General features: G+C 33.8%; 25 protein-coding genes and 5 tRNA genes. 14 read left to right on the top strand and 16 right to left on the bottom strand.

From position 1 onward, the window contains the following. Positions 1–6: 6 nt before the first annotated feature. The 3 genes from pheT to DICTH_RS05730 are packed head-to-tail and all read left to right on the top strand — an operon-like array spanning position 7 to position 5,818. Positions 7–2,406 (top strand): phenylalanine--tRNA ligase subunit beta, encoded by a 2,400-nt coding sequence (gene pheT, locus DICTH_RS05740; RefSeq protein WP_012547028.1) that lies wholly within the window; start codon positions 7–9, stop codon positions 2,404–2,406. Beyond that, positions 2,406–4,742, top strand: a complete 2,337-nt coding sequence (locus DICTH_RS05735; RefSeq protein ID WP_012547874.1) for an endonuclease MutS2 — start codon at positions 2,406–2,408, stop codon at positions 4,740–4,742. Before pheT ends, DICTH_RS05735 begins: the two co-directional genes overlap by 1 nt. Before the next feature lie 5 nt (positions 4,743–4,747). Continuing rightward, a complete protein-coding gene (locus tag DICTH_RS05730) occupies positions 4,748–5,818 on the top strand; it encodes an LptF/LptG family permease (protein ID WP_012547305.1) in 1,071 nt (356 codons plus the stop codon). Here the strand turns inward: DICTH_RS05730 and DICTH_RS05725 are convergent, their stop codons facing one another. From DICTH_RS05725 to DICTH_RS05675, 11 genes are all read right to left on the bottom strand, one after another. Next, complete coding sequence (locus DICTH_RS05725; RefSeq protein ID WP_012547894.1) at positions 5,819–6,280, bottom strand: 23S rRNA (pseudouridine(1915)-N(3))-methyltransferase RlmH; 462 nt, start codon at positions 6,278–6,280, stop codon at positions 5,819–5,821. 2 nt (positions 6,281–6,282) lie between these two features. Further along, positions 6,283–7,452: a S1C family serine protease gene (locus tag DICTH_RS05720; protein WP_012547105.1), complete on the bottom strand. Its 1,170-nt coding sequence runs from the start codon at positions 7,450–7,452 to the stop codon at positions 6,283–6,285. After that, a complete protein-coding gene (proC, locus tag DICTH_RS05715) occupies positions 7,449–8,267 on the bottom strand; it encodes a pyrroline-5-carboxylate reductase (protein WP_012547798.1) in 819 nt (272 codons plus the stop codon). Before proC ends, DICTH_RS05720 begins: the two co-directional genes overlap by 4 nt. A gap of 12 nt (positions 8,268–8,279) precedes the next feature. Continuing rightward, a complete protein-coding gene (locus DICTH_RS05710) occupies positions 8,280–9,527 on the bottom strand; it encodes a glutamate-5-semialdehyde dehydrogenase (protein WP_012547831.1) in 1,248 nt (415 codons plus the stop codon). 12 nt (positions 9,528–9,539) lie between these two features. Continuing rightward, entirely contained in the window at positions 9,540–9,785 is a 246-nt protein-coding gene (locus DICTH_RS05705; RefSeq protein WP_012548336.1) for a hypothetical protein, read from the bottom strand. Then, complete coding sequence (locus DICTH_RS05700) at positions 9,778–10,188, bottom strand: SoxR reducing system RseC family protein (protein ID WP_012547589.1); 411 nt, start codon at positions 10,186–10,188, stop codon at positions 9,778–9,780. Before DICTH_RS05700 ends, DICTH_RS05705 begins: the two co-directional genes overlap by 8 nt. Positions 10,189–10,218: 30 nt before the next feature. Beyond that, a tRNA-Thr gene (locus DICTH_RS05695) sits at positions 10,219–10,293 on the bottom strand. Between the two features lie 346 nt (positions 10,294–10,639). Continuing rightward, positions 10,640–10,718, bottom strand: a tRNA-Asp gene (locus tag DICTH_RS05690). A gap of 27 nt (positions 10,719–10,745) precedes the next feature. Further along, positions 10,746–10,821, bottom strand: a tRNA-Val gene (locus DICTH_RS05685). A 5-nt stretch (positions 10,822–10,826) separates the two neighbouring features. Next, a tRNA-Glu gene (locus tag DICTH_RS05680) sits at positions 10,827–10,904 on the bottom strand. Between the two features lie 8 nt (positions 10,905–10,912). Next, positions 10,913–10,988, bottom strand: a tRNA-Lys gene (locus DICTH_RS05675). 170 nt (positions 10,989–11,158) lie between these two features. Between DICTH_RS05675 and DICTH_RS05670 the strand changes: the two genes are divergently transcribed. Continuing rightward, on the top strand, positions 11,159–12,145 hold the full coding sequence (locus DICTH_RS05670; RefSeq protein WP_012548171.1) for a Gfo/Idh/MocA family protein: 987 nt from the start codon (positions 11,159–11,161) through the stop codon (positions 12,143–12,145). Here the strand turns inward: DICTH_RS05670 and DICTH_RS05665 are convergent. After that, entirely contained in the window at positions 12,129–13,256 is a 1,128-nt protein-coding gene (locus DICTH_RS05665) for a DUF362 domain-containing protein (protein WP_012548099.1), read from the bottom strand. The two genes, DICTH_RS05670 and DICTH_RS05665, sit on opposite strands and share 17 nt — an antisense overlap. A 212-nt stretch (positions 13,257–13,468) precedes the next feature. On the opposite strand from DICTH_RS05665, the gene rplU reads away from it, so the two are divergent. The 7 genes from rplU to DICTH_RS05630 are packed head-to-tail and all read left to right on the top strand — an operon-like array spanning position 13,469 to position 18,085. Further along, positions 13,469–13,786 (top strand): 50S ribosomal protein L21, encoded by a 318-nt coding sequence (gene rplU, locus DICTH_RS05660; protein ID WP_012547320.1) that lies wholly within the window; start codon positions 13,469–13,471, stop codon positions 13,784–13,786. A gap of 22 nt (positions 13,787–13,808) precedes the next feature. Next, positions 13,809–14,063 carry a 50S ribosomal protein L27 gene (rpmA, locus tag DICTH_RS05655; protein ID WP_012548565.1) on the top strand — a complete coding sequence of 85 codons (255 nt, stop codon included), beginning with the start codon at positions 13,809–13,811 and terminating at the stop codon, positions 14,061–14,063. An 8-nt stretch (positions 14,064–14,071) separates the two neighbouring features. Further along, on the top strand, positions 14,072–15,379 hold the full coding sequence (obgE, locus tag DICTH_RS05650) for a GTPase ObgE (protein WP_012547025.1): 1,308 nt from the start codon (positions 14,072–14,074) through the stop codon (positions 15,377–15,379). Beyond that, positions 15,376–15,963 (top strand): nicotinate-nucleotide adenylyltransferase, encoded by a 588-nt coding sequence (gene nadD / locus DICTH_RS05645; RefSeq protein WP_012546975.1) that lies wholly within the window; start codon positions 15,376–15,378, stop codon positions 15,961–15,963. The genes obgE and nadD overlap by 4 nt, the downstream gene beginning before the upstream one ends. Positions 15,964–15,980: 17 nt before the next feature. Beyond that, a complete protein-coding gene (locus DICTH_RS05640; RefSeq protein ID WP_041723248.1) occupies positions 15,981–16,436 on the top strand; it encodes a VOC family protein in 456 nt (151 codons plus the stop codon). Between the two features lie 3 nt (positions 16,437–16,439). Then, positions 16,440–17,063, top strand: coding sequence for a ThuA domain-containing protein (locus tag DICTH_RS05635; RefSeq protein WP_012548511.1), 624 nt, complete (start codon positions 16,440–16,442; stop codon positions 17,061–17,063). Continuing rightward, positions 17,054–18,085, top strand: a complete 1,032-nt coding sequence (locus tag DICTH_RS05630; RefSeq protein WP_012547471.1) for a polyprenyl synthetase family protein — start codon at positions 17,054–17,056, stop codon at positions 18,083–18,085. Before DICTH_RS05635 ends, DICTH_RS05630 begins: the two co-directional genes overlap by 10 nt. Here DICTH_RS05630 and DICTH_RS05625 read toward each other — a convergent pair. Genes DICTH_RS05625 through DICTH_RS05615 form a run of 3 tightly spaced genes read right to left on the bottom strand, consistent with a single transcriptional unit; the run spans position 18,052 to position 20,548 of the window. Next, positions 18,052–18,666, bottom strand: coding sequence for a YaaC family protein (locus tag DICTH_RS05625; RefSeq protein ID WP_012547399.1), 615 nt, complete (start codon positions 18,664–18,666; stop codon positions 18,052–18,054). The two genes, DICTH_RS05630 and DICTH_RS05625, sit on opposite strands and share 34 nt — an antisense overlap. Before the next feature lie 8 nt (positions 18,667–18,674). Continuing rightward, positions 18,675–20,108: a glutamate--tRNA ligase gene (gene gltX, locus DICTH_RS05620; protein ID WP_012548798.1), complete on the bottom strand. Its 1,434-nt coding sequence runs from the start codon at positions 20,106–20,108 to the stop codon at positions 18,675–18,677. 29 nt (positions 20,109–20,137) lie between these two features. Further along, the gene (locus DICTH_RS05615) at positions 20,138–20,548 is read right to left on the bottom strand and encodes an OsmC family protein (protein ID WP_012547641.1); all 411 of its coding nucleotides are present in this window, start codon (positions 20,546–20,548) and stop codon (positions 20,138–20,140) included. 129 nt (positions 20,549–20,677) lie between these two features. On the opposite strand from DICTH_RS05615, the gene DICTH_RS05610 reads away from it, so the two are divergent. Genes DICTH_RS05610 through DICTH_RS05600 form a run of 3 tightly spaced genes read left to right on the top strand, consistent with a single transcriptional unit; the run spans position 20,678 to position 23,114 of the window. Beyond that, positions 20,678–21,748 carry a bifunctional phosphoglucose/phosphomannose isomerase gene (locus DICTH_RS05610; RefSeq protein ID WP_012547991.1) on the top strand — a complete coding sequence of 357 codons (1,071 nt, stop codon included), beginning with the start codon at positions 20,678–20,680 and terminating at the stop codon, positions 21,746–21,748. Continuing rightward, positions 21,745–22,335 (top strand): metallophosphoesterase family protein, encoded by a 591-nt coding sequence (locus DICTH_RS05605; RefSeq protein ID WP_012547891.1) that lies wholly within the window; start codon positions 21,745–21,747, stop codon positions 22,333–22,335. The genes DICTH_RS05610 and DICTH_RS05605 overlap by 4 nt, the downstream gene beginning before the upstream one ends. Continuing rightward, entirely contained in the window at positions 22,332–23,114 is a 783-nt protein-coding gene (locus tag DICTH_RS05600) for a DUF4032 domain-containing protein (protein ID WP_012547754.1), read from the top strand. Before DICTH_RS05605 ends, DICTH_RS05600 begins: the two co-directional genes overlap by 4 nt. A 2-nt stretch (positions 23,115–23,116) precedes the next feature. Here DICTH_RS05600 and DICTH_RS05595 read toward each other — a convergent pair whose 3' ends face one another. After that, positions 23,117–24,334, bottom strand: a complete 1,218-nt coding sequence (locus tag DICTH_RS05595; protein WP_012548172.1) for an endonuclease Q family protein — start codon at positions 24,332–24,334, stop codon at positions 23,117–23,119. Positions 24,335–24,350 lie beyond the last annotated feature (16 nt).

The raw sequence follows: 24,350 nt of genomic DNA, 5'->3' as shown, positions 1-24,350 counted from the left end.
TATAAAATGTTAGTCTCATATAGATGGTTAATGGATTATTTAGAAGAGGAAATTCCAGTTAAAGAAGTTATAAATGCTTTAAGAAATCTTGGTCTTTATGGTACTATTCAAAAAAGTATAGGAGCAAATTGGGATAAAATCATAATTGGGGAAATTAAATCTATTGAAAAGCATCCTCATTCTGAAAATCTTTTGATATGCAAGGTAGATGTAGGAGAAAAATTACTAAACATTGTAACAGGAGCAAAAAATGTTTTTGTGGGAGCAAAAGTACCTGTGGCTTTACCAGGGGTAGAAATATTAGGAGAGGTAATAGGAATAAGAGAGTTTAATGGAATAAAGTCTGAAGGTATGCTCTGTTCTGAGTATGAATTAGAGTTTTCTGAAGATAAGGAAGGTATTATGATCCTTCCCGAAGATTTTAAGATTGGTTCTACCTTTGATACCTATTTTGGAAAAGGTGACTTCTTAATAGATGTTGAAGTTCCTTCAAATAGAGGAGACTGTCTAAGCTATTTAGGGATAGCTAGGGAAATTTCAGGATATTTTGGGGTTCCTTTGAAATTTGAATTTAAAAAGGCCCAAGAGAAGGACGATATTAGTATAAAGGATTTTGCTTCTTGCGAGGTGCTTGATTTTGACTTATGTCCAAGGTTTACTTTGAGATTTATAAAAGATGTAAAAATTGGTCCATCGCCTCTATGGTTAAGATGGAGACTTGAAAGAGTTGGTTTGAGATCTATAAATAATGTGGTTGACATTACTAATTTTATAATGCTTGAGACGGGTCAACCTCTTCATGCTTATGATTTTGATCTTTTAAAGGGTGGTAAATTAATTGTTAGGAGAGCAAAAGAAGGCGAAAAAATAGTTCTAATAAATGGTGAAGAGAAGATATTAGATAATGACATACTTGTAATAGCAGATGCAGAAAGGGCGGTAGGAATAGGTGGAATAATGGGAGGTAAAGATACTGAAATAAACGATAATACTAAGAACGTTCTTCTTGAAGCAGCATATTTTTCTCCCGTTAATATACGAAGAAGTGCAAGAAAACTTGGTATTCGTACTGACGCATCGTTAAGATTTGAAAGAAATGTAGATATTCATAGAACAGCAGATATTCTTGATTATGCTGCTGAGATGATAAGATTAGTCGCAGGAGGAGATATCGCAAAAGATAAAATTGATATTAATAAGGGATTACCAAGCTTAACAAAGGTATTTTTACGCCCAGAAAGGGTCAACAAAATTCTTGGAACTAATTTAAAAGAAGACGAGATTGTAAGAATTCTCTCAAAAATTGGATTTGATATAAAATCAAGAAATCCTGTTCTTGAAATAGAAGTTCCTTCTTATAGACAGGATATAAAGGAGGAAATAGATCTTATTGAAGAAGTTGCAAGATTTTATGGGTACAATAACATACCTTCAGTTCCTCTTCAGAAAGGGCATATTGTAGATCCTCCATTAACAGAAGAGATTATAGAAAGAAGAATTAGGGAGACTTTACCAAGTTTAGGTTTGTACGAAGCTATAAATTACAGTTTTATGTCAGTTAAAGATTTAGAAAAGGCTGGTATTTTAAATACAGAGCCATTTAATCTCTTTATTCAAATTTCTAATCCCTTAAGTGAGGAAAATAGTGTATTAAGAACATCGCTTTTACCTTCTTTATTGAATGTTGCTCAGGTGAACAGTAATAGGCAACAAAAGGATGTTTTTGTTTACGAGATTGGAAAAGTTTTTTATAAGGGAAAGGATGAATATATAGAAGAGAAACACTTAGGAATACTTATGACTGGTGAGGCTTATAAAGATCCTTGGAGTGTTCCTTATGAGATAAGAAAAGTAGATTTTTATGATCTCAAGGGTATTGTTGAAACCATTTTTGAGAGGATATGGAAAGAAGAACCTACTTTTAAGAAGAGTAATTTTGAGTTTATGCATCCTTCTAAACAAAGTTATATTGCCTTTAGAGATGAAATTGTAGGATTTATGGGAGAAGTTAATCCCTGGATAACTCAAAATTTAGATATAAGAGAGAGAGTATATTTTGCAGAAATTAACCTAGATAAGTTAAATTTTGAGAGTCCAAAGCCTAAATATAAGCCTCTTCCTATATATCCTGGAATAAGAAGAGATCTTGCTTTAATCATTCCTGAAGATATGCCAGTAGAAAATGTGGAAAAAGATATTCTTGAGACTTCAGGTGAATTATTAAAATGGCTGAGAATCTTTGATTTATATCAGGGTGAAAAGATTGAAAAAGGATACAAGAGTATAACTTTTTCTCTCTTCTTCCTTGCTGAAGATCATACTCTTGAGGATAAGGAAGTAGATGAGATAATTAATAAGGTACTAATCAAATTATCTGAAAAAGGAGTCTATCTGAGACAGAAGTAATGGAGAAGGCATTAAAAACCCTTGAGTGGGAGAAAATAATAGATGAGATAGAAAAAAAGGCTGAAACAGAAGGCGGTAAGATAAGAATCCGTTCTCTGAGGCCTATAACTGATTATCAGATTATAGAAAGATGGCATCTGTTAAATGATGAGGCTTTTAAAACTGTATCCTCTTTTGGATATCCTTCTTTTTCGGGGATTAAAAATCTGGAGATTTATATTGATAAGGCCGAAAAGGGTGGTATTGTATATCCCGATGAATTTGAAGAAATAGTAAGAACTATAGAAATATGGAGCAAATTAAGAGATTACCAAGAAAAAGTTAGAAAGATAGCACCTAATTTATGGAGGAATACTTTACACAACCTTCATGACCTTTACATTCAAATAAGGAGGTGTATTCAAGATGGAGAGGTGGTAGATTCTGCCTCTCCTGAACTTAAGCAGATAAGGCAAAAGAAGGAGAGACTTAATCAAAAAATAAAAGAGACTTTGGAGAATATAATTCAAAAAGAATGGCGAAGTTATTTACAAGATCAAATAATAACTATAAGGCATGGAAGATATGTAGTTCCTATAAGGCAGGAGTTTAGAGGAAAGATTCAAGGGATTGTACATGATCAGTCCACATCTGGCCTTACTGTTTATGTAGAACCTCAAGTAATTGTGGAGTTAAACAATCAAATAGCTCTACTTGAGAGTGAGGAAAAAAGAGAAATTGAGCGAATACTAACAAGGCTTACTTCCATATTGCTTAGTTATAAAGAGGAAATATTAGAAAATTTAAGAACTTCCTTTGAGCTTGACTTTGTTTATGCAAAGATAAAATGGGCAGAAAAGCATAAGGCTATTACTCCTATTCTTGAAAAAGAGAAGCCTTTAATAATATTAAGAGAAGCAAGGCACCCTTTTCTTGGAGAAAAGGCGGTACCTATTAGTCTTGAGGTAGGTCGCACTTTTAATACTCTTGTGATCACAGGTCCCAATACTGGTGGAAAGACTGTAACCTTAAAGACTATTGGACTTTTTGTTCTTTTGAATCAGGCTGGAATTCCTGTACCTGCTAAGGAAGGTACAGTTTTAGGTATTTTCAATCAAGTATTTGCTGACATAGGAGATGAACAAAGTATTGAACAAAATTTAAGTACTTTTTCCTCTCATATGACAAATATCATCTCTTTTATAGATTATTTGGAAAGAACGGGAGATAAAAGAGTACTTATTCTTATAGATGAATTAGGTGCTGGAACTGATCCTCAAGAGGGTGCAGCTCTTGCTGTAGCTCTTTTAGAATATTTTCATGAAAAAGGAACTATAAATGTTATTGCTACTCATTTTCCTCAGTTAAAGGTGATTGCTTCTAAATATCCAGGTATGGAGAATGCTTCTATGGAATTTGATGAGATTTCCTTAAAACCCTTGTATAAAGTAGTCATGGGGATTCCTGGAAAAAGTAATGCTATATTGATATCCAAAAGGTTAGGTCTTCCTAGAAAAATTCTTGATAGATCTCTAAGCTTACTATCCGAAGATGAGATAAAACTAGAAGAAGTAATAGGAGAACTTCAGAGGGATAGGAGAAGATATGAGGAAGAGATTGAAAAGATTAATAAGTTAAAGAGAGATTTGCAGGAGGAAAAAAGAAAGATTCAAGAGGAAAAGGAAATGTTGGAAAAAGAAAAAGCGCAGTTGAAGGCTAAATATAAGGAGGAATTATTCAGGGATATATCAAAGGTGGAGGGTAAAATTAGGGAAATTATAAGAAAACTGCAAGAAGAAAGCTTAACTATGAAAGATGCACAGAGTTTGCAGGAGGAATTAAGAAACCTTAGAAAAGAATTAACTATAGAGGAAAAAAGAGAGCCTGAGAACTTAACCTATATTCCTCATATAGGTGATAGGGTACTGTTAAGATCTACGAAAAAAGAGGGTTATGTGATTGATGTGGATAATGAGAAAAAGACTGCTTTAGTACAAGTAGGGCTTTTGAAGATAAATGTTCCATGGGCAGAGCTTGCTCCCTCATTGAAAGAAGAGATATCAGTTCCTTCTTATGTTAAAGTTGAAAGGGTAAATCAGGAAGATGTACCCAGGGAGATAAGTATAAGAATGATGACTGTAGATGAAGGGTTAGAAGAGGTTAAGAAGTATCTTGAAAAAGCCTTTTTGGCAGGATTAAAAAGAGTGAGAATAGTTCATGGGAAAGGTACTGGTAAATTAAGAAATGCAGTTCATGAATATTTATCTAAAGTACCCTATGTAAAGGAATATTATCTTGCTCCTCCTAATGAAGGGGGAGAGGGTGCGACAATTGTAATTCTTGACAGTCCAGTTTAAAAATTATGAAGATAATTTCTAAATATTTTCTCCAAAATTTTATACCTGTTTTTTTTGTAGGGTTATTACTTTTTACCACAATCCTACTGGTTTCTCCTCTTTTCATTATAATGGATCTTGTAGTTGCAAGATCTATCCCTTTAAAGGTTGCTTTTGAGCTTTTTTTAACTAAGATTCCTCCTTATTTAACTTATACTTTTCCTATGGCAATATTCCTTGCAGTAGTTTATGTTATAGGGCAGTTTAGTGAACATGGCGAGATAATGGCAATGAAAGCTTCTGGAGCATCTATAAAGTATTTTTTGCCTGCTATACTTGTATTTTCTTTTTCTGTCCAATTAATTATGTTTTACGTGAACGAATTTGTTGCTCCTAAAGCCTATGAAAGGGAAAAGTTTTTGTTAAGTAAATCTTACAATAACATTGCTGTACAAAGTAGAGAAAATGTGTTTTTTAATGAAAATAATAATTTTTATTTCTTTAGGAAAGTTGATCCTAAGAATAAGAGATTTGAAGAGATTCTTTTAATAGAACTCCTTGAGAGAGGAAATATTAAATTAATAATATATGCCAAAAAAGCAACGTGGGATGAGATTAAAGGTTGGACTTTTATGGATGGAGAGGTTTATTCCTTAAATAAGGAAGGAGATATGATTTTCCAAGGAAGATTTAAAGAATACAAAGTGGTGTTAGATAGAAATCCTTATCAATTAGTTCCATCCTCAAAACCTATAGAGGAGATGAGCATATTTGAGATAATAGATCAAATTAGACTCTTAGAGGGTACAGGATTAAATTTGAACAATTTGAAGACTGAATTTCATATTAGAATTGCATTGCCATTTACTTGTCCTATATTTGCAATTCTTGCTCTTGGTCTTGGATTGAATATGGGAAGGGGAGGAAGATCACTAAGTTTTGGTTTAAGTGTTATATCTATTTTTGTATATTATGTTCTTTTCTCTATAGGAAGATCTCTTGCAAAGGCAGGCATTGTTTCTTATTTTTTAGGCGCTTGGTTAGGGAATATTATCTTTCTTATAATTGGTATTTATCTTTTAAATAAAAAGCGATAATCAATAGTGATAAGGTTCATTTCTCTGTATCTTAAGGGCTCGGTAGATTTGTTCTAACAAGATTAAAAGAGCAAATTCGTGGGTAAAAGTCATAGAAGATAAGGATAGAATAAAATTTGAGCTCTGTTTAATCTTTTCTGATACTCCGTATATGCCCCCAATTATAAAGGTGATCTGTGAATTTTGTGAGATTGGAAGTTTAAAAAGCTTTTTTGAAAATTCCTCAGAAGATATCTTCTCTCCATCTTTGTCTAATGTGATTATAAATTCACCATTTCTTAGGTTTTTAAGAATAATTTCTTCTTCCTTTAATAGAGCTATTTTTTCGGAGAGTTCTGAGAAACTTGGTAAGAATTCAATTTTTATATTTATAAAAGGCAGGAGTCTTTTCAGATACTCATTGACTCCTGCCTTTATGAATTCGTTTCTTATCTTCCCTATTACTATAATTTTAATGTTCAATTTTATCCACTTAAATCTTCAGGCATTGCCTCTAATTTTACTTTTACAGTATATTCTTTTCCACCTCTTATGTATGTAAGGACTACAGTATCTCCAACCTTTCTCTTTTGAATTTCTGCTCTCAGTTCTTCCATACTTTCTACAGGTTTTCCATCGATTTTAGTGATGATATCTCCACCTACGATAATTTGGGTACTATCCACATATATGACTCTGTTTCCTCCTTTTAGTCCTGCTTTGTCTGCTGGACTCCCAGGTACTACTTCGGCTATTACAACACCTTTATTTACTGGAAATTTAATATAATCAAGCATATCAGGAGTAATAGCATATCCACGTATTCCTATCCATGGATAAGTTATTTTTCCTTCTTTTATCAGCTTATCTGCAATTTGTTTTGCCTTGTTTATAGGAATAGCAAATCCAATTCCTTGGGCATCGCTTTTTATGGCTGTGTTTATTCCAATGACCTCACCTTTGATATTTATTAGTGGACCTCCACTGTTTCCAGGGTTAATTGCTGCATCAGTCTGAATAAGATTTTCAAGTCTTACACCGTTGGGTTCTACAATAGTCCTATTAAGAGCACTCACAATGCCAAGGGTTACTGTTCTGTTTAGCCCATATGGGTTTCCAATTGCTATAGCAAATTGACCAGGTTCTAATTTATCGGAGTCTCCCAAAGGTAATGCTGGTAGATTTTCGGCATCAATCTTTATTACCGCAAGGTCAGATCTCTTATCATATCCAACTACTCTTCCTGGGTATTTTTTTCCTTCAGATAAGGTTACATCAATTTTTTTTGCTCCTTCTACTACATGGTAATTGGTCAAGATATATCCCTTAGGATCGATAATGAATCCTGAACCTACCCCTGAAGATGGGTATACTCCAAAAAAGAAATCCTCAACTAAGGTTATGGTACTTATATTTACCACTGCAGGCATTGATTTCTTAATTACCGTGACAATGTCCTTTTCAAAGGCTCCAAGAGAACTTGGTATATATACCTCTTGGGTAGGAACTACATTGTTTATTTTCGTTTCACTTGATGCAAAAGAATTTTTATGTAAAAAATAATAGCCTCCTACGCTTCCAATAAAACCTCCTATCAGGGCTCCCAATATAAATATAATCAATAAAACTTGCCATACTCCCTTTTCTCTATTCATAATTCTCCCTCCTCTAAATTTTTGCTTATTTCTTCGCCTCTCAATTTAGCTGACGTTATTGCTTCCATAATTATTCCCGTTACTCCTTCTTTATAAAGTACTTCTAAACCCATAATAGTTGTACCAGCTGGAGAACTTGTCATTTTTATAACATCTTCAAAAGATAAATTTTTCTCTTTTATGTATTCAATTACACCTTCAAAAAGCTTTAACACCATCTCTTTTGAAGTATCGTAGGGGATTCCTCCTTTTACACCTGCTAAGGTAAATCCTTGTAAAATTGTAGAAACAAACGCAGGACCACTTCCAGTTAATGCTGTTATAGTATTAAAATATTTCTCTTCAATAATCCAAACATCACCTATGGTAGAAAATAGATTTTTTACAAATTCCACGTCTTCTTTTTCATATTTATCGAAAGTTAAAGCAATAACACCTTTTTTTATAGTGCAAGATAGATTAGGCATTACTCTTATAACACATCTGGAATTATTTAAGTATTTTTTTATTAGAGATATTTTAACCCCTGCGGCAATTGAAATTATGGTTTTGCTTTCATCTACATAAGGACTAATCTCTTTTAAGACTTCTTTTATATTCTGAGGTTTTACAGCAATAAGAATATATTTAACCTTTTGAGCAAGAGATTTGTTATCTGTAGTAACTTCTACATTATACTTTTCTCTTAAATGATCTTTTCTTTTTTCTATCTTCTCTGACACTATTATTTCATCTTTTTTTAGGAAATTGCTCTCAATTATTCCAGCAAGTATTGCTTCCCCCATCATTCCTCCACCAATTATTCCTAGTATCATAAAGGGTCCTCCTTATTCGCGTATTTGCCCCTCTCCAAAGATTACATATTTTGTTGTAGTTAATTCTTTTAGTCCCATAGGGCCTCTTGCATGTAATTTCTGAGTAGATATTCCTATTTCCGCACCTAAACCGAATTCTCCTCCATCAGTGAATCTTGTAGAAGCATTTACATATACAGCTGCAGCATCCACCATTCTTAAAAATTTTAATGCCTTATGATAGTCTTTTGTAATAATTGCTTCTGAATGTTTGGTGTTGTATTTATTGATGTGCGCAATGGCCTCATCGATAGAATCCACAACTTTTATGGCAATTATGTAATCCAAGTACTCCGTATACCAATCCTCCTCAGTAGCAGGTATGGCATCTTTTACGATTTTTAATGTTTTTTCACATCCTCTTATCTCTACGTTGTATTCTCTCAAATCCTTTACTATTACTGGTAAAAATTCTTCTGCAATATTTTTGTGTACTAGTAGTTTTTCAATAGCATTGCATACTGAAGGACGTTGAACTTTTGCATTTATTATTATCTTTCTTGCCATTTCAAAGTCTGCATCTTCTTCCACATAGATATGGTTATTTCCAGCTCCAGTCTCAATTACAGGGACTTTAGAAATATTCATGACATGTTTGATGAATTTTGCACTTCCTCTAGGTATGGCTACATCAATATAATCAGTCATTTGTAGAAGCTCTTCTACTACAGAATGTTCTGGAGATTCAATTATTTGGACTGCATCTTGAGGAATTTTTGTATTTGATAGAGCTTCTTTCATAATGTTTGTAAGAATAATATTTGAGTTCAAGGCGTCAGAACTTCCTCTTAAAACAATAGCATTTCCTGATTTCAAGGCAAGAATAGTAGCATCAACAGTAACATTTGGCCGTGCCTCATAGATTATAGCAATAACTCCAATAGGTACTCTCATTTGTCCTACAAGAATTCCATTGGGTCTTTTTTGCATGGACACTATTTCTCCTACAGGATCTGGAAGTTTTATAACATCTTCTATACTCTTTACTATATCTTTAAGTCTTTTTTCGTTAAGGAGTATTCTATCAAGAATTGCTTTACTTAAACCTTTTTCTTCCCCTCTCTTAATATCTTTTTCATTTTCTTTTATGATCTTATCTATGTTTTTCTCTATATTATTTGCTATAGCGCGTAAAGCTTCATTCTTTTCGTTAGTATTTAAGAGTGATAGAATATAAGTCGATTCTTTAGCTTTTTTAAGCTTTTCTACGAGATTCTCCACTCTTAATCACCCCTATTCTTCAAAATTTTGACTTTCAAGTAGTTTTTGAGCTTCTTCAAATTCTTCCTCAGGAATTATGATGTAGACGGGTAATCCTCTTCCCATGTAAACAGGATCTGTATAGGGAAAAGCAGAGGAAATTATCTGGGGGTGGAAACCTTCGGTTAACAGCAAATTATATATAAGTTCTCCTATTATGTAATTAGGAGCTACTTTTAGTACTTTATACCCTTGTGGGGGAGTAAATTCTTTAAACAATTTTTTTTGCCACGGGAATAAATTTTTGTTTTTTGGAAAGCCGCTTATAGATAAGCCTTATTAAAGGATAACTCATGAGAGTAAAGAGTAAACCTATTATAAAGCCTAAAAGCTGTGGATCAAAATTATATCTTTCTCCAGTTAAGTATCCTAATATAACTCCAAGAATAAAGGCAATTAAAGGGAACAAATATATTAAAAAAGTAGCTTGGAAGAAGTCTTTTCTTTCTACTTCCACTACCACAAAGTCTCCTAAATTAGCATTGCATTCATCTATAGCATTGAGGGTTAAATTATCTTCGTCTACTTTGCATAAACCACAACTATGGCATGCTTCTGAAGAGCTAAACTTTATTTTTAAAATCTTTCCATTTTTCTCAATGACTTGACCAATTTCTTTCATGTATAATACACCTCTTAAGTTCTTTCCAATTGGAGCCGGAGGCCGGACTCGAACCGGCGACAAGCCGATTACGAATCGGCTGCTCTGCCACTGAGCTACACCGGCCCCAACGTTTCAAAGTAATTATAGCTTTAATTAATACTTTAAGTCAAATTTGTTCTTGAAAACTCTTATTTTTCACTCTAAGGTAAATGTATGCATCTCAATTTATTCCTTTAATTTTTTAAACTTTAGACCTCTATATAATCAAGCGAGTTCAAGAGGAGATTATTTATGCTGTAGTTTTAGTCGATCAAAGGGAATTGATGTGTGATTTGTAAGAATGAGAGTTTAAGTGAAGAGTACAAGGTTAAAAATACCTTATCGTAATATAGAAAACATAGTTTAATAGGCTAAGTATATAAATTAAAAAATGAAGAGTAAATTCATTAAAACTAAGATTTTACTTTTTTGGCGGGGTCGACGGGATTCGAACCCGCGATCTCCTGCGTGACAGGCAGGTGTGTTAAACCGGGCTACACCACGACCCCGCATTATTTATTATATCACATTTTTAGTGGTGGGCGGAGCAGGACTTGAACCTACGACCTCCTGCTTGTAAGGCAGGCGCTCTAACCACTGAGCTATCCGCCCACTTATGGCGCCCTCAGGGGGATTCGAACCCCCGTCACCGCCTTGAAAGAGCGGTGTCCTAGGCCGGGCTAGACGATGAGGGCATCTTATCTGGTGAGCCGCACAGGAATCGAACCTGTGACCCCCTGATTAAAAGTCAGGTGCTCTACCGACTGAGCTAGCGGCTCACACGAGTATTTTTATATACTATATTTATCTTGTTTTGTCAACAATTTCAAGGTACAAAATTCACCTTACATTCTCCGTCAAGTATTCTATCAAAAAAAAGCATAATTTTCAATAACTTGCTTTTTGTTATAATAAACTTGATTTTAAAAGGTAGGAGGATAATAAAGACATGAAAGTATGTATAATTGGCTCCTCAGGACATGTGGGATATGCAATTGAAGGAATAAAAGCTGCGAAGGATTGTGAGATAGTGGGGGTTGCTCCTGGCTCTGAAGGGGAGAGTATGGACAAAGTTTTGAGTATGCTTAGGGATAATTTTAAGGGTAAAATCTATGATGATTATGAATTAATGTTAAAAGAGCTTTCTCCAGATATTGCGGTGGTAGCTTGCCATTTTGGAGATATAGCTAAGGTAAATATTAAAGCATTAAGTTATGGCTGTCATGTTTTCACAGAAAAGCCTCTGGCTACTACATTAGAAGATTTAGAAAAATTGAGGAAAGTTTATGAGAATTCTGGAAAAAGACTCTGCGCTATGTTTGGTATAAGATATAGACCTTGGTTTTTTACTGCCCATAAACTTGTAGAAAGTGGAGCTATAGGAGAGATAAGATTAATAAATACTCAAAAATCTTATAAATTAGGTAAAAGAGAGGAATTTTATAAGCAAAGAGAAAGTTATGGGGGAACTATTCCTTGGGTAGGTATTCATGCCATAGACTGGATTTATTGGTTTACTCATAAAAAATTTAAGAGCATATATGCAACTCATTCAAGAAAATATAATAAAGATCATGGAGATCTTGAAGTAACAGCTCTTTGTCATTTTACTTTGGAAGATGAAATCTTTGCCTCTTTAAGTATAGATTATTTACGTCCTGAGAATGCTCCATCTCATGATGATGATCGGATGAGAATTGTGGGAACTAAGGGCGTGATAGATGTTATATTCAATAAAGTGTTTCTAATCAATAAAGACTATAGTGGGCAGGAGATTCCTCTTGAAGATGGAGGAAATATATTTGTAGACTTTTTGAAAGATATAAAAGGAGAAGGAAGCTGTATGGTTACAGCAGAGGAGTCTTTTTATGCCACGGAGATAGCTCTTAAAGCAAGAGAATCTGCAGATGAGAATAAGATTATTTATCTTCCATAATTTTCTTTATAGCTTGTTTAGCCATATTAGCTCTTGGGGGACATCCTTGTACATATAGTCCTTTATCTTTATATGGGAAAGTACAATTACCAAAAAGTATTATTTTATCTGTAAGTTTATGTTTATTAAGCTCTTCTACAGGACCAATTACTAGAGTTATATCTTTTAAATCAGCCTTAGGGTTTTCTTCAAAAATACCTGCAATTCCACTTGCCATTGCTCTTTTACAACCTAAGCAGTTTTTCGATGGATCAATGATATTAATTTTATCCCTGAATTCTTCGTAGTCTAATACTGGCCTTACAATTTTCTCCCGCCATTCAAGAGATTCTATAGGCACTCCTGATAGTTCTATCTCAGGGAGATCTATAGGGCCAAGACCTAATTTATTAGCAAGGGTTAAATGTCTTATTTCATAAGGATCTACCTTTAATATCTTAGCAGCTATTGCATCTACAGCGACCACGTTATCTCCTACAATTAAAGTATTACTTTCTATACCGTAACCACTGACAGGAAAGTTTCCAACAAGAGTATGTATAGCTGTAGTTACCACAAGATCGCTTTTTCTAAATCGATTTAAGTCCACTATAGCATCTTCCAATCCTGACACATGTATCAATAAAGTGGTTTCTTTGGGCATGATTCCCATCATATTTTTCATTCCATTTGAGATTATGGTTAAGGCATGGAATCTTAGGCCAGGAACATTTATAAAAACATCACATTCTTCTACGATTTTAGGAATAGGTACGGCAGATTTGATTACTTCTGCTTCAGGTAAAGTCCTTAAGTTATGAGGAGGATCATCAAAACATACTATTTTTGCAAAGTTTATATCTTCTTTTTTATACCACTTGAAGACTGTAGGGGTTCTCTCTCCAATATATACCTCTTTTGCTCCTTGCTCTTTACAAAGCTTAGCAAGGGATAGCACAACTTTAGGATCAGATATAAATCCTTTTTCTTCCTTATTGATAAAGGCGTTAGGTTTTATTAAAACTGTGTCTCCTTTTTTTACATATTTTCCTATTCCACCTATTAAATCAATAGCATCACCTACTGATTTATATAGGTCTTCATTTGTTCTTGTTATAGCAACCTTACTCATGGAAGACCTCCTATTTTTGATATTATGCAAAATATATGCACTATATTAAACCAACAGTAAAGTATAATGCTCTATTTTATAAGTGTCAATCTTATAGAATTTCCTCTTATTTTTTTATTAATGCTTGACAAAAGCAGTGATAAAGTGATAAATTGTAGTGTTGATTAAATTTTAAAAATTATTCCTTAGATATTATAGGAGGTTGTTAGAAAATGTTTGTGGTAGTAGAGACAGGAGGAAAGCAATACAAATTAAGTGTTGGAAGTACTGTAAGAGTGGAGAAATTACAAGCAAATGTTGGTGATGAAGTGGTTTTAGATAAGGTACTTTTAGTAGGAAAGGATGATGAAGTGCTTATTGGTCAGCCTTATGTAGAAGGAGCAAAAGTTATAGCAGAAGTGGTTAAACAAGATAAGTATCCTAAAGTGATTGTTTTCAAATTCAAGAGAAAGAAGCATTATAGAAGAAAGTATGGCCACAGACAACCTTACACTCAACTCTCTGTTAAAGAAATAGTTCTACCTCAGTAAGGAGAAAAGGAGGTGAAATTTTATGGCTCACAAGAAATCAGGTGGTGCAAGTAGGAACGGAAGAGATAGTAATCCTAAGTACTTGGGTGTTAAAAGATTTGAAGGGCAAATAGTAGATGCAGGTAATATTCTTGTAAGGCAGAGAGGTACAAAAATTTATCCTGGTATAAATGTAGGGCTTGGTAGAGACTTTACTCTTTATGCTCTAAAACCTGGAATAGTAAAATTCTCTATAAAACACGGTAAAAAATACGTAAACGTACTTCCTATTCAATAGATTAGTCGATGTTTATTGATAGAGCAAAGATATATGTAAAAGCTGGAGATGGGGGTAATGGGTGTGTAGCTTTTAGAAGGGAGAAATTTGTACCAAGAGGTGGTCCTGCAGGTGGTGATGGAGGCAAGGGTGGAGATGTAATAATCGAAGCCGATGAAAATTTAGATACTCTTCTTGATTTTCATTATAAAAGGCATTATTACGCTGAGAGAGGAGAACACGGCAAAGGGAAAAATCAAAAAGGAAAAGATGGAGAAGATCTTATTATCAAAGTCCCTACGGGGACTTTGATTTTTGATGCTGAGACAGGAGAACTAATTGCAGATTTAGTGAGTCATGGGCAAAGGGTTGTAGTAGCACGTGGGGGAAAAGGGGGAAGAGGTAATACTCATTTTGCTACCTCTACCCGTCAAGCCCCTTATTTTGCTGAAAAGGGAGAAAAAGGAGAAGAAAGGTGGCTTTATCTTGAATTAAAACTTCTTGCTGATGTAGGCCTTGTAGGACTTCCTAATGCTGGTAAATCTACTCTTCTTTCAAAAATTTCTAATGCAAATCCGGAGATAGCTCCATATCCCTTCACTACAAAAACTCCTAACTTAGGTGTGGTAGAAAGAGAAGACATTACTTTCACTGTTGCTGATATACCAGGGCTTATAGAGGGAGCCCATGAAAACAAAGGAATGGGGGACGAGTTCTTAAGACATATAGAAAGAACTTTGGTATTGGTTTTTGTAATTGATGCTGCAGATTTAGTAACCCCTCCACAAAAGGCTTACGAGATCTTAAAGAAAGAGTTATACCTTTATAGTCCAAAGCTTTTAGAGAAACCAAGAATAATAGCAATTAACAAAATAGATCTTCCAGAGGCTCAAGAGAGGCTTCCTGAGATAGAAAAATGGTTAAAAAATGAGGGGGTTCCGTATGTTTTTATATCAGCTAAAGAAGGTATTAACATAGACAAACTTTTAGAACTCATGGAGAAATATGTAAGAGAGAGAAAGGAAAGCATTCCAGTGGTTGAAGTGGATAAAGAAATACAAGAAACAAAGGAAGGTAGGGTAGAGACAGAAGAAATTCCAGAGGTTATAAGGGAAAAAGATCTTTGGATATTAAAGGATAAGAAGACAGAAAGCCTTGCTAATAAACTTGATTTATATAACCCTCAAGCCTTTTCTTATTTTTCAAACTATATCAAGAGACGAGGTATAATAAAATTAATAAACAGAGCTAAAGTGAAAGATGGTGAGAAAATAAAAATAGGAGATTATATATTTAAATACAATGCAAAAACTAATTCATTGGAGATTTTAGAATGAAAATAGGTATTTTAGGAGGAACTTTCGATCCCATACATTATGGACATCTCTGGTTTGCAGAATATGCCAGAGAGAGATTCAAACTGGATAAAGTTTTCTTCATACCTAATAAGATACCTCCCCATCGAGAAACACCTCTGGCTACATCAAAACAAAGGTATGAAATGGTTCTTTTAGCTACTCTTAGCAATCCTTGTTTTGAGGTTCTTCCTATTGAACTTGAAAGAGAAGGTATTTCATATATGGTGGATACTATTAGAGATTTATCCTCGTGTTTTTCTTTTGATGAACTTTATCTTCTTTTAGGTAATGATGCTTTTAGAGACTTCTTGAAATGGAAGGAGCCATATAAGATCATTGAAAAAGCTAGTATTATAGTTGGAAGTAGAGGGATAGAAGATTATTCTTCTGATTTAAAGAACTTTATTAAGAATTTTGAAAATAAAATATTTTTCTTAGATTTTCCCTATTATCCTATATCTGCAAAGGAGATAAGAGAAAGAGTAAAAAGAGGGTTATCTATAAAATATCTTGTCCCTGAGAGTGTAGAAGATTATATTATTAAGAATGGGATATATTTATAAGGAGGATAGTGATAAAGATGTCGAATGAGATTTTAGGTACTGATGTGGTGGTTCAAATTGGTATTATTGTAAAGGATATAGAAAAAGCTGTAGAGGAATTTTCGAAAATTTTTAATGTAGAAAAACCAGAGATAATAATTACTGATATTTATGAGAAGGCTCACACAGAATATAGAGGAAATCCTACTCCTGCTAGGGCAAAGCTTGCATTTTTTAAAAATTTTAAGAATGTGGAGATAGAATTTATAGAGCCTGATGAGAATCCATCCACTTGGAGAGAGTTTTTAGATAAGCATGGAGAAGGCGTTCATCATTTAGCCTTTTTTGTAAAAGGAACTGATGAGGTTGTGGAAAGATTTAAAAATCATGGAATTGAGGTAGTGCAAAAAGGAGATTACACAGGAGGAAGATATACTTATCTTAACTCCTTTGAAAAATTAAAGTTTATAATTGAACTTCTGGAGAACTTCTAAAATATGATGAAAAAAGTTCTTGCTATTCTTGGAGATTACTACCATCCAGAGGAAAAAATTAGAGAGACTTTGGACTTTATTTTAAGGGATATTTACCAGGTTGAATATGTATCCCATGAAAACTTTTTAGAATCACTTAGAAGAAATCCTTATTTAGTTATTATAGGGAGAGAAAATAAGCTTAATCCTCAAGGTGAGAATTCTCCTGTTTGGATGAGTGATGGAATTGAAAACGTATTGGTAGATTATGTCATAAATGGTGGAAAACTTTTCGTTTTGCATTCTGGACTGGCATCTTATAATGTAAATGGAAAATATGTAAGAGAACTTACGAGGGGTTATTTCAAATATCATCCTGAGAGGAAGATAGTTAAATACTATGGAAAATACCCTGAGAAAGATGAGGAAATATGTTTTGAAATTTTTGATGAACATTATTTTGTAGAGGTCGATAAAGAGAATACTAATATCTTTCTGTATTCTAGCTCTTCTGACGGAGAGTCTATTGCAGGATGGTATCATAATTATGGCAAGGGAAAGGTATTATGTTTTACTCCTGCCCATAATGAGGCTTTAGAGGATGAAAAATTAAGAAGGTTCTTGAGGGATCTGATATTATGGATGTAAATGAGATTCAAAAATTTTTATTAATAATAGAGAATAAACTTCAAGAGAATTGGTCTAAGTTTTCTACTAATATTCCTATTCATTTAATTACAGCCTATCATATGGGATGGGTCGATGAAGATCTAATTCCTATTACAAACATCAGACGTGGGAAAAGACTGAGGCCTCTTTTTTGTGTTTTAGTAAATCAGACCTTGAATGGGGTTTTGGATGACGCATTAGAGATAGGATCTGCTATTGAATTTTTGCATAATTTCTCTTTAGTACATGATGATATTCAAGATCAAGATGAGAAAAGACATGGAAAGTGGACTGTCTGGAAAATATGGGGAGAGGCTCAGGCAATAAATGTAGGGGATCTTCTTTTTAATATGGTTTTTCAGGTACTCACTAACCTTAAATCTCCTCTTTTGCTTTCTAAATCCTTAAAAGAGCTAACCGAGACTATAAGGGAGCTCATTGAGGGACAATATTTAGATATTTCCTTTGAGAAGAGAAAGGATATAAGTCTCAAAGAGTACTTAATGATGATAGACAAAAAAACTGCTAAGCTTTTCTCTACGAGTTTTTATCTTGGGGCTTTTTCTGCTACTTATAAAGAAGAGATTTCTAAACTTTTTCAAGATATAGGCAGAAATTTTGGATTATTCTTCCAGATTGCTGATGATGCTATGGGAATATGGGGTGATCCTGAAAAGACAGGAAAAAATGCCTTTGCGGATTTATGGAGAAAGAAGAAAACTTATCCTATTTTGTATTTGTATTCCGAAGCTTCTGATAAAGAAAAACGCATGATAGAAGAAATATGGGGTAGGGATATTGTTACCGAGAAAGACATTGAATATCTCTTAGATCGTTTGGAGAAGAAAAGAGTTAAAGAGGCAACATTTAATCTTGCAGAGAAGTATTTTGGTGAAAGTTATAAAAAGCTCTTATCTTTTCAGGATTTATACAATATCTCTCTTTTGAGAAAACTCTTTGAAGATTACTATAATTTGATTTTCTCTTTCCAAAGATCATAAACATCTCTACCTATAATCTTTAAATAGGTTTGCAATTCACGGGAGAATGAGGATTTTTCATAGGCCCATCCCCATTTTTGAGGTTCATACCTGGTAAGCATACTTAGAAGAAAAAGAATTAGGTAATGGATAGCTAAAGTATCTAAAGAGGTTCTCTTGTTAAGGAATAAAAATAAATCTCCTAAAGTATATTTTTCACCTTCTGGAAGGGAGTAAGTAGAGATAGTTTTATAAAAAGTAGGAAAAAGTCCTTTTTCTTTTACAAGCACTGTCTCAATTCTTGGATCATAATCTTTTGTCCAATCTACAGATTTCTCTCCTGCTATTCTTACCGTTAATCCATGAAGTACTTCTCTTGGAATTGTTTTTGTCTTAATTAAAATTATAATTTTGGAAAGAGCCACTAACCCATAAAAGAAGAGTAGAGGAGAAACAAAATAATCAGAATTTTCTGCAACTTCTAAGTTGCTTTTTGCCTGGATTAAAGTGTAGTGGAGAAAAAGACGCTCTCCTTCTCCTAAATCTTCTGATAGGATCTTCTCATACTTCATTAGATCTTTATAAGGAGAGCGTCTTATCATAGCTTAATTTACAGAGTTTTTAAGAATTGAATGAATTTTTCTAATCTTTTTAAGGTTTTTTCTTTTCCAAGTACTTCGGCAATTTCGTAGAGCCCTGGACCTACTGTTTTATTAGTTAAAGCCACACGAATTGGATGTACAAGATTCTTTGTGGGAATTTGATTCTCTTCAGCCAATTTTTTTAGTGATGCTTCTAAGTTTTCTGCAGTGAATTCGCTTAACTGACTCCATACATCTTTTATTTTTTCAAGATAAAGGGGAGTATCAGGATGTTTACATACTTTCTTTACTGTTTCAACATCATAGTCAAGATCATCTACAAAGAAGTAATCTGCGTATTCTTTAATTTGAGCAAGAGTTTTTAATCTTTCCTGAAGAAGGCTAAGAACTTTAAGATAGTATTCTTTGTTAAAATTCTCTTCTTTAAACCATTCTGCTTCCTTTAAAAAAGGATAAGTGAGATCTGCAAGCTCTTCTAAGGATAATCTTCTTATATGTTGAGTATTTATCCACTCAAGTTTTGTTACATCAAATATTCCTGGATTCTTAGTAACTCTTCTTAAGTCAAAAAGCTCTATCAATTCTTCTACAGTGTATATTTCTCTATTCTCTTCAGGGGTCCATCCTAAGAGAGCAAGATAGTTTACTAAAGCTTGTGGAAGATATCCCATTTTTTTGTATTCAGTAACCGAGGTTACACCATGTCTCTTGGATAGTTTTGAGCGATCAGGACCAAGAAGTAACGGAAGATGAGCAAATTCAGGAGGAGTCCAACCAAAAGCGTTATAAATAAATAGTTGTTTTGGAGTGTTTGATATGTGATCTTCTCCTCTTATAACGTGGGTTATTCCCATGGTGTAGTCATCAATTACTACTGCAAAATTGTAAGTAGGTATTCCATCGGATTTCATAATTACAAAGTCTCCAATATCTTCGTTGTTAAACTCTATTTCTCCCCTAATGATGTCATTAAACACTGTCTTTCCTTCTGGTACAAGAAGTCTTATGGCAGGTTTTCTTCCCTCTCTTTCATATCTTGCTCTCTCTTCGTCGGATAGGTATAGACATTTTCTGTCATATCTTGGCGGTTTTTTCTGAGCAAGGGCTTCTTTTCTTCTTTCTTCTAATTCCTCAGGGGTACAATAGCAATAGTAGGCAAGACCTTTTTTCAGAAGTTCATCGGCATATTTTCTATATAGGTCTAATCTCTGAGTTTGATAATAAGGTCCTTCATCCCAATAGAGTCCTAACCATTTTAGTCCTTCAATTATGTTCTCTTCGTATTCTTTTGTAGATCTAGCAAGGTCCGTATCTTCTATTCTTAAAATAAAGGTTCCTTTATTATGTCTTGCAAAGAGCCAGTTAAACAAAGCGGTATGTGCTGTACCTACATGTAAATAGCCTGTAGGACTTGGCGCAATTCTTACTCTTACATTATCCATTAAGTTTTATCACTCCCTTCTTTGGGATTTTACAGAATTTTATAAGAATAAGTTACTTCAGCTGTTCCTCTTAATATGGCAGATACTGAACAATATTTATTTTGAGAAAGCTCTATAGCCTTTTTAATATTTTCCTCGTTAAGATTCTCTCCTTTAAAGATATATTCTATATGCACTTTAGTGTAAACCTTAGGATGTTCTGTAGCTCTTTCTGTGGTAATTCTCATTTCAAAATGTTCCACTTTTTCTTTCATTTTATTTAAAATAGAGATAACATCCATTCCAGTACATCCTCCAAGGGCTACAGGGATAAGCTCCATAGGTGCTGGACCTTTATTCTCTCCTCCATGTTCAGGAACTGCATCCATAACAATGGTGAAATTTGATGGAGTAGTACCTACAAATTGCATTTTTCCGTTCCATACTACTTTTGTTTCCATTTTTATCCCTCCTTGAAATTTTATTTTTATAATACTTTTAAAAGTATACAAGCTAGTAAATTATTGTCAATGCTTTAATTATAAGATAAAATATCTTGATAAATAAAATACTTTTAGGGAGGATCAGAGATGGTAGAAAAATTAGATCAGATTGAGGAAGTTAAGAAATTAGATCCAAAAGATATGTACTCTGCTGTTTATAATTTACCTGAACAAATTGAGAAGGCAGCTGAAGTTGCTTACAAGGCAGAAATTAAGAATATATCTGACAAAATTGACAAAGTTCTTGTACTTGGAATGGGTGGATCTGCAATAGGGGGAGATGTTTTACAAAGCGTACTCTTTAAAGAGGCAAAATTTCCTGTTTTTGTAAATAGAGACTATGATTTACCTAATTGGGTTGATGAGAGAACATTGGTTTTTGCTGTTAGTTACTCGGGACATACAGTAGAGACTGTAAATTCAGCAAAGCTTTCTTATAGTAGAGGTGCATCAGTTGTTGCCGTAACTAGTGGTGGGGTATTAAAAGAGTTTGCAAAAGAAAAGAATCTTACTTTAGTGGAAATACCTGGAGGTATGGCTCCAAGGGCAGCTATTGGATATGTAACTATTCCCTCTTTTGCAATCCTTGAGAGATTAGGTCTTATTTCTCCTAAGAGAAAGGATATAGAAGAAACAGTTTCATATTTGAAGAAAAAGAGAGAAGAATTTAAAATTGAAGTTCCTACAGAACAGAATGTGGCTAAAAAAGTTGCTAAAATGATGTTCAAACACATTCCTGTCATTTATGCTGTTGAGGAAAAATGGAAGGTTGCTGCCTACAGATGGAAATGTCAAATAAATGAGAATTCTAAATATCCTGCCTTTTATCACTTCTTCCCTGAACTAAACCATAATGAGATTATGGCCTGGGAAGCTGTAGATGATGTGATAAAACCATTAACTTTAATCTTTCTTTACACATCCCTTGAAGGAGAAATGAAGATAAGGGTTGAATTTATGCAGGAGAAGATCTCAGCAAGAGGTGTTCCCATCTTTCTTTGGCAAGCAGAAGGGAATAATCCATTAACTCAATTTTTCTCTCTTACTTATCTTGGAGATTTTGCTACCGTTTATCTTGCATATCTTGCTGATAAAGATCCTTTCTCTATAGGTTATATAAACGAATTAAAGTTAAGAATTGGTCAAGCTTTGAGTTGAAGATTTTAGCCCTTGCAGATATAGAATCTCCTAATTTTTACGAAAGATTTGATATAAGCCCATATAGAGGGGTGGAGGGGGTAATATCTTGCGGGGATGTTATGCCCGAGCTCTTGACCTATATTGCTACTATGCTTAATGTCCCTGTTTTTTATGTCCATGGAAATCACGATGAGATTTACTTAAAACGTGCTCCTGAGGGTTGTGAAAATATTGATGGGAGATTAGTTGAATTTAAAGGTAAGAGAATTTTAGGGCTTGGAGGTTCTATTAGGTATAGTGAGGGTAGATTTCAATTTACAGAAAAGGAGATGGAGAAAAGGATAAGAAGGCTTTATTTTAAACTGAGGAAAGGCGTAGATATCGTAGTTGCTCATTCTCCCCCTGCTGGAATTCATGAAACAGGAGATTTTGCACACAGAGGTTTTAAGGCTTTTCTTCAATTAATTATGAAATACCAACCAAAATATTTTTTGCACGGTCATACTCATATGAATTACGTTTATAATTCCAAAAGAATCACCGAAGTTGGAAAAACTAAGGTTATAAATTGCTCTGGAATAATATTATTGGAGCTTGAAGAATGAGATTTTTTAGAGGAATATTTAGAAAAAGACATTTAAAAAGTTTTGATGAAAAGTTAAAAGAGGAAAATTTCATAGGTTGGAGAGATCTTGGTTATCAAACCATTGAGGTTGATAAAATTGTGGGAAGTGTGGGAAGATATAGAGATTTTGACGAGGAGTTCAGGCCATTAAAGGGAAGTTCAAAAAGTAGATTGCAAGAGCTTGAAAATGCTATATTAAGAGGAAAAATTCTTCCTCCAATTGAGGTTTACAAAATAAAAGATGAGTATTATGTGGTTGATGGAAACCACAGGGTGGCTGTGGCGAAAAAGTTAGGGCAAAAAGAGATAGATGCTCATGTAATAGAATATATTCCTGCAGAGACCAACATGGAGAATATATTGTATCGTGAGAGATCAGACTTTGAATTAATAACAGGTTTAAAAGGTATAGTTCTTACAGAGATAGGGCAGTACAGAAAGCTTCTTAATCAAATTTTAGAACATAAGTATTATATGAGTGAGAAGAGGGGAGAGGAAGTTGGTATTAAAGAGGCTGCAAGAGATTGGTATAAAAATATATATCTACCAATTGTGGAAAAGATTAGAAAAGAAAAACTCCTTGAAGCTTTCCCAGGAAGAACAGAAGCGGACTTATATGTTTATATATCAGATCATAAGTGGCTTGAGAGCCAAAAGAAAGGGTATGATATAGGTTTTGATAAAGCAATAGAAGAATTTAAAAATCTTGTTCCTGGTACTACTCTTAAAGATAAGATTCTTGATCTTTTTAGGATTTAGTTTTAGAAGAGGGAAATTTGTCTTTCCTCATTATTAAATATTTCTATTTTTCCATATACTCCATCATATCCTGGTTTTATAGAGATTTTTTTATCTCTCATGAGTTTTATACCCATAGCTACCCTTTCTGATACTTTAGCAATATCTGAAATATCTCTATAAAGAAGGATACTCAATTCATCGCCAAGATTTTCTATTAATCTCATGTATTCCTTCTGAACATATGGGGAAGATGGATCTTTATTTATAGCTTGAGCTATGATTTCTTCCAAGGGGACTAAGTTAACATAAGGAATTCTATTGGGAGGTGTAAATCCTTCCTCTCTGTCTGCAAGAATCTCTATTCTATGTAGTACTCCTATGGTGAGAGTTTTCTTGCATACTGGACATATGTTTTTTAGTTTTATACTTTCTTTTGGATGTAAGGATATATTACAGTTCCTATGTCCATCATAATGGTATTTACCTTCTTCAGGAAAAAACTCAATAGTGAACAAAAACCTGTTTTTATCTTGGCTTTTTATGGCATCAAAGATCTCTTTATAATTCATGTTACAGTCAAACATATTTGCCTCTCGCCCAATTTTGCTTGGTGAATGAGCGTCAGAATTCGAAATAAGAGATATCTTATCAAGGGAGCTTAATCTCCAATTCATAGGAGGGTCACTACTTAAGCCTGTTTCAATGGCAAAGATTTTATCAGTATATTCTCCAAAAGCCTCTTCAATAGAGTCAAATCCTGAATTAGAACCAAAGAGAGAGAACCAAGGAGTCCAGGCATGGGCTGGAATGATATGAATATCCTCAGAGATCTCCCAAAGTAGTGGTAAAACTTCTAACATTGATTTTCCGATAGTAGGTCTTCCGTCCACAGAAAGATCAGAAAATTTGCCTAAGATCTTATTAATTTTAAATGCAATCTCTAAGCTTGGAGCAAAGATTATTAAGTGAATTCTCCTTAGCTTTTTGTTTTGAGAATATATAAAACTTATTTCAGAAGTTAATATAAAGTAGGTATGGTTATAAGAGTAAATTCCATAATTTTCTTCTTTTAGATTTTCTTTTAATTCTTGAAACCATAAGGGATGAGTAAAATCTCCAGTTCCAAGAAGGGAAATACCTTTTATCTTTGCCCATTTTGAAAGCCCTTCTAAGTTCATATCTTTACTTGTGGCCCTACTATATCTTGAATGTATATGAAAATCTGCTATGAATCTCAATTTCCACACCTCTGAT

The organism is Dictyoglomus thermophilum H-6-12 (genome assembly GCF_000020965.1).
GTDB lineage: Bacteria > Dictyoglomota > Dictyoglomia > Dictyoglomales > Dictyoglomaceae > Dictyoglomus > Dictyoglomus thermophilum.
This window is presented reverse-complemented; position numbering and strand designations above follow the sequence as displayed.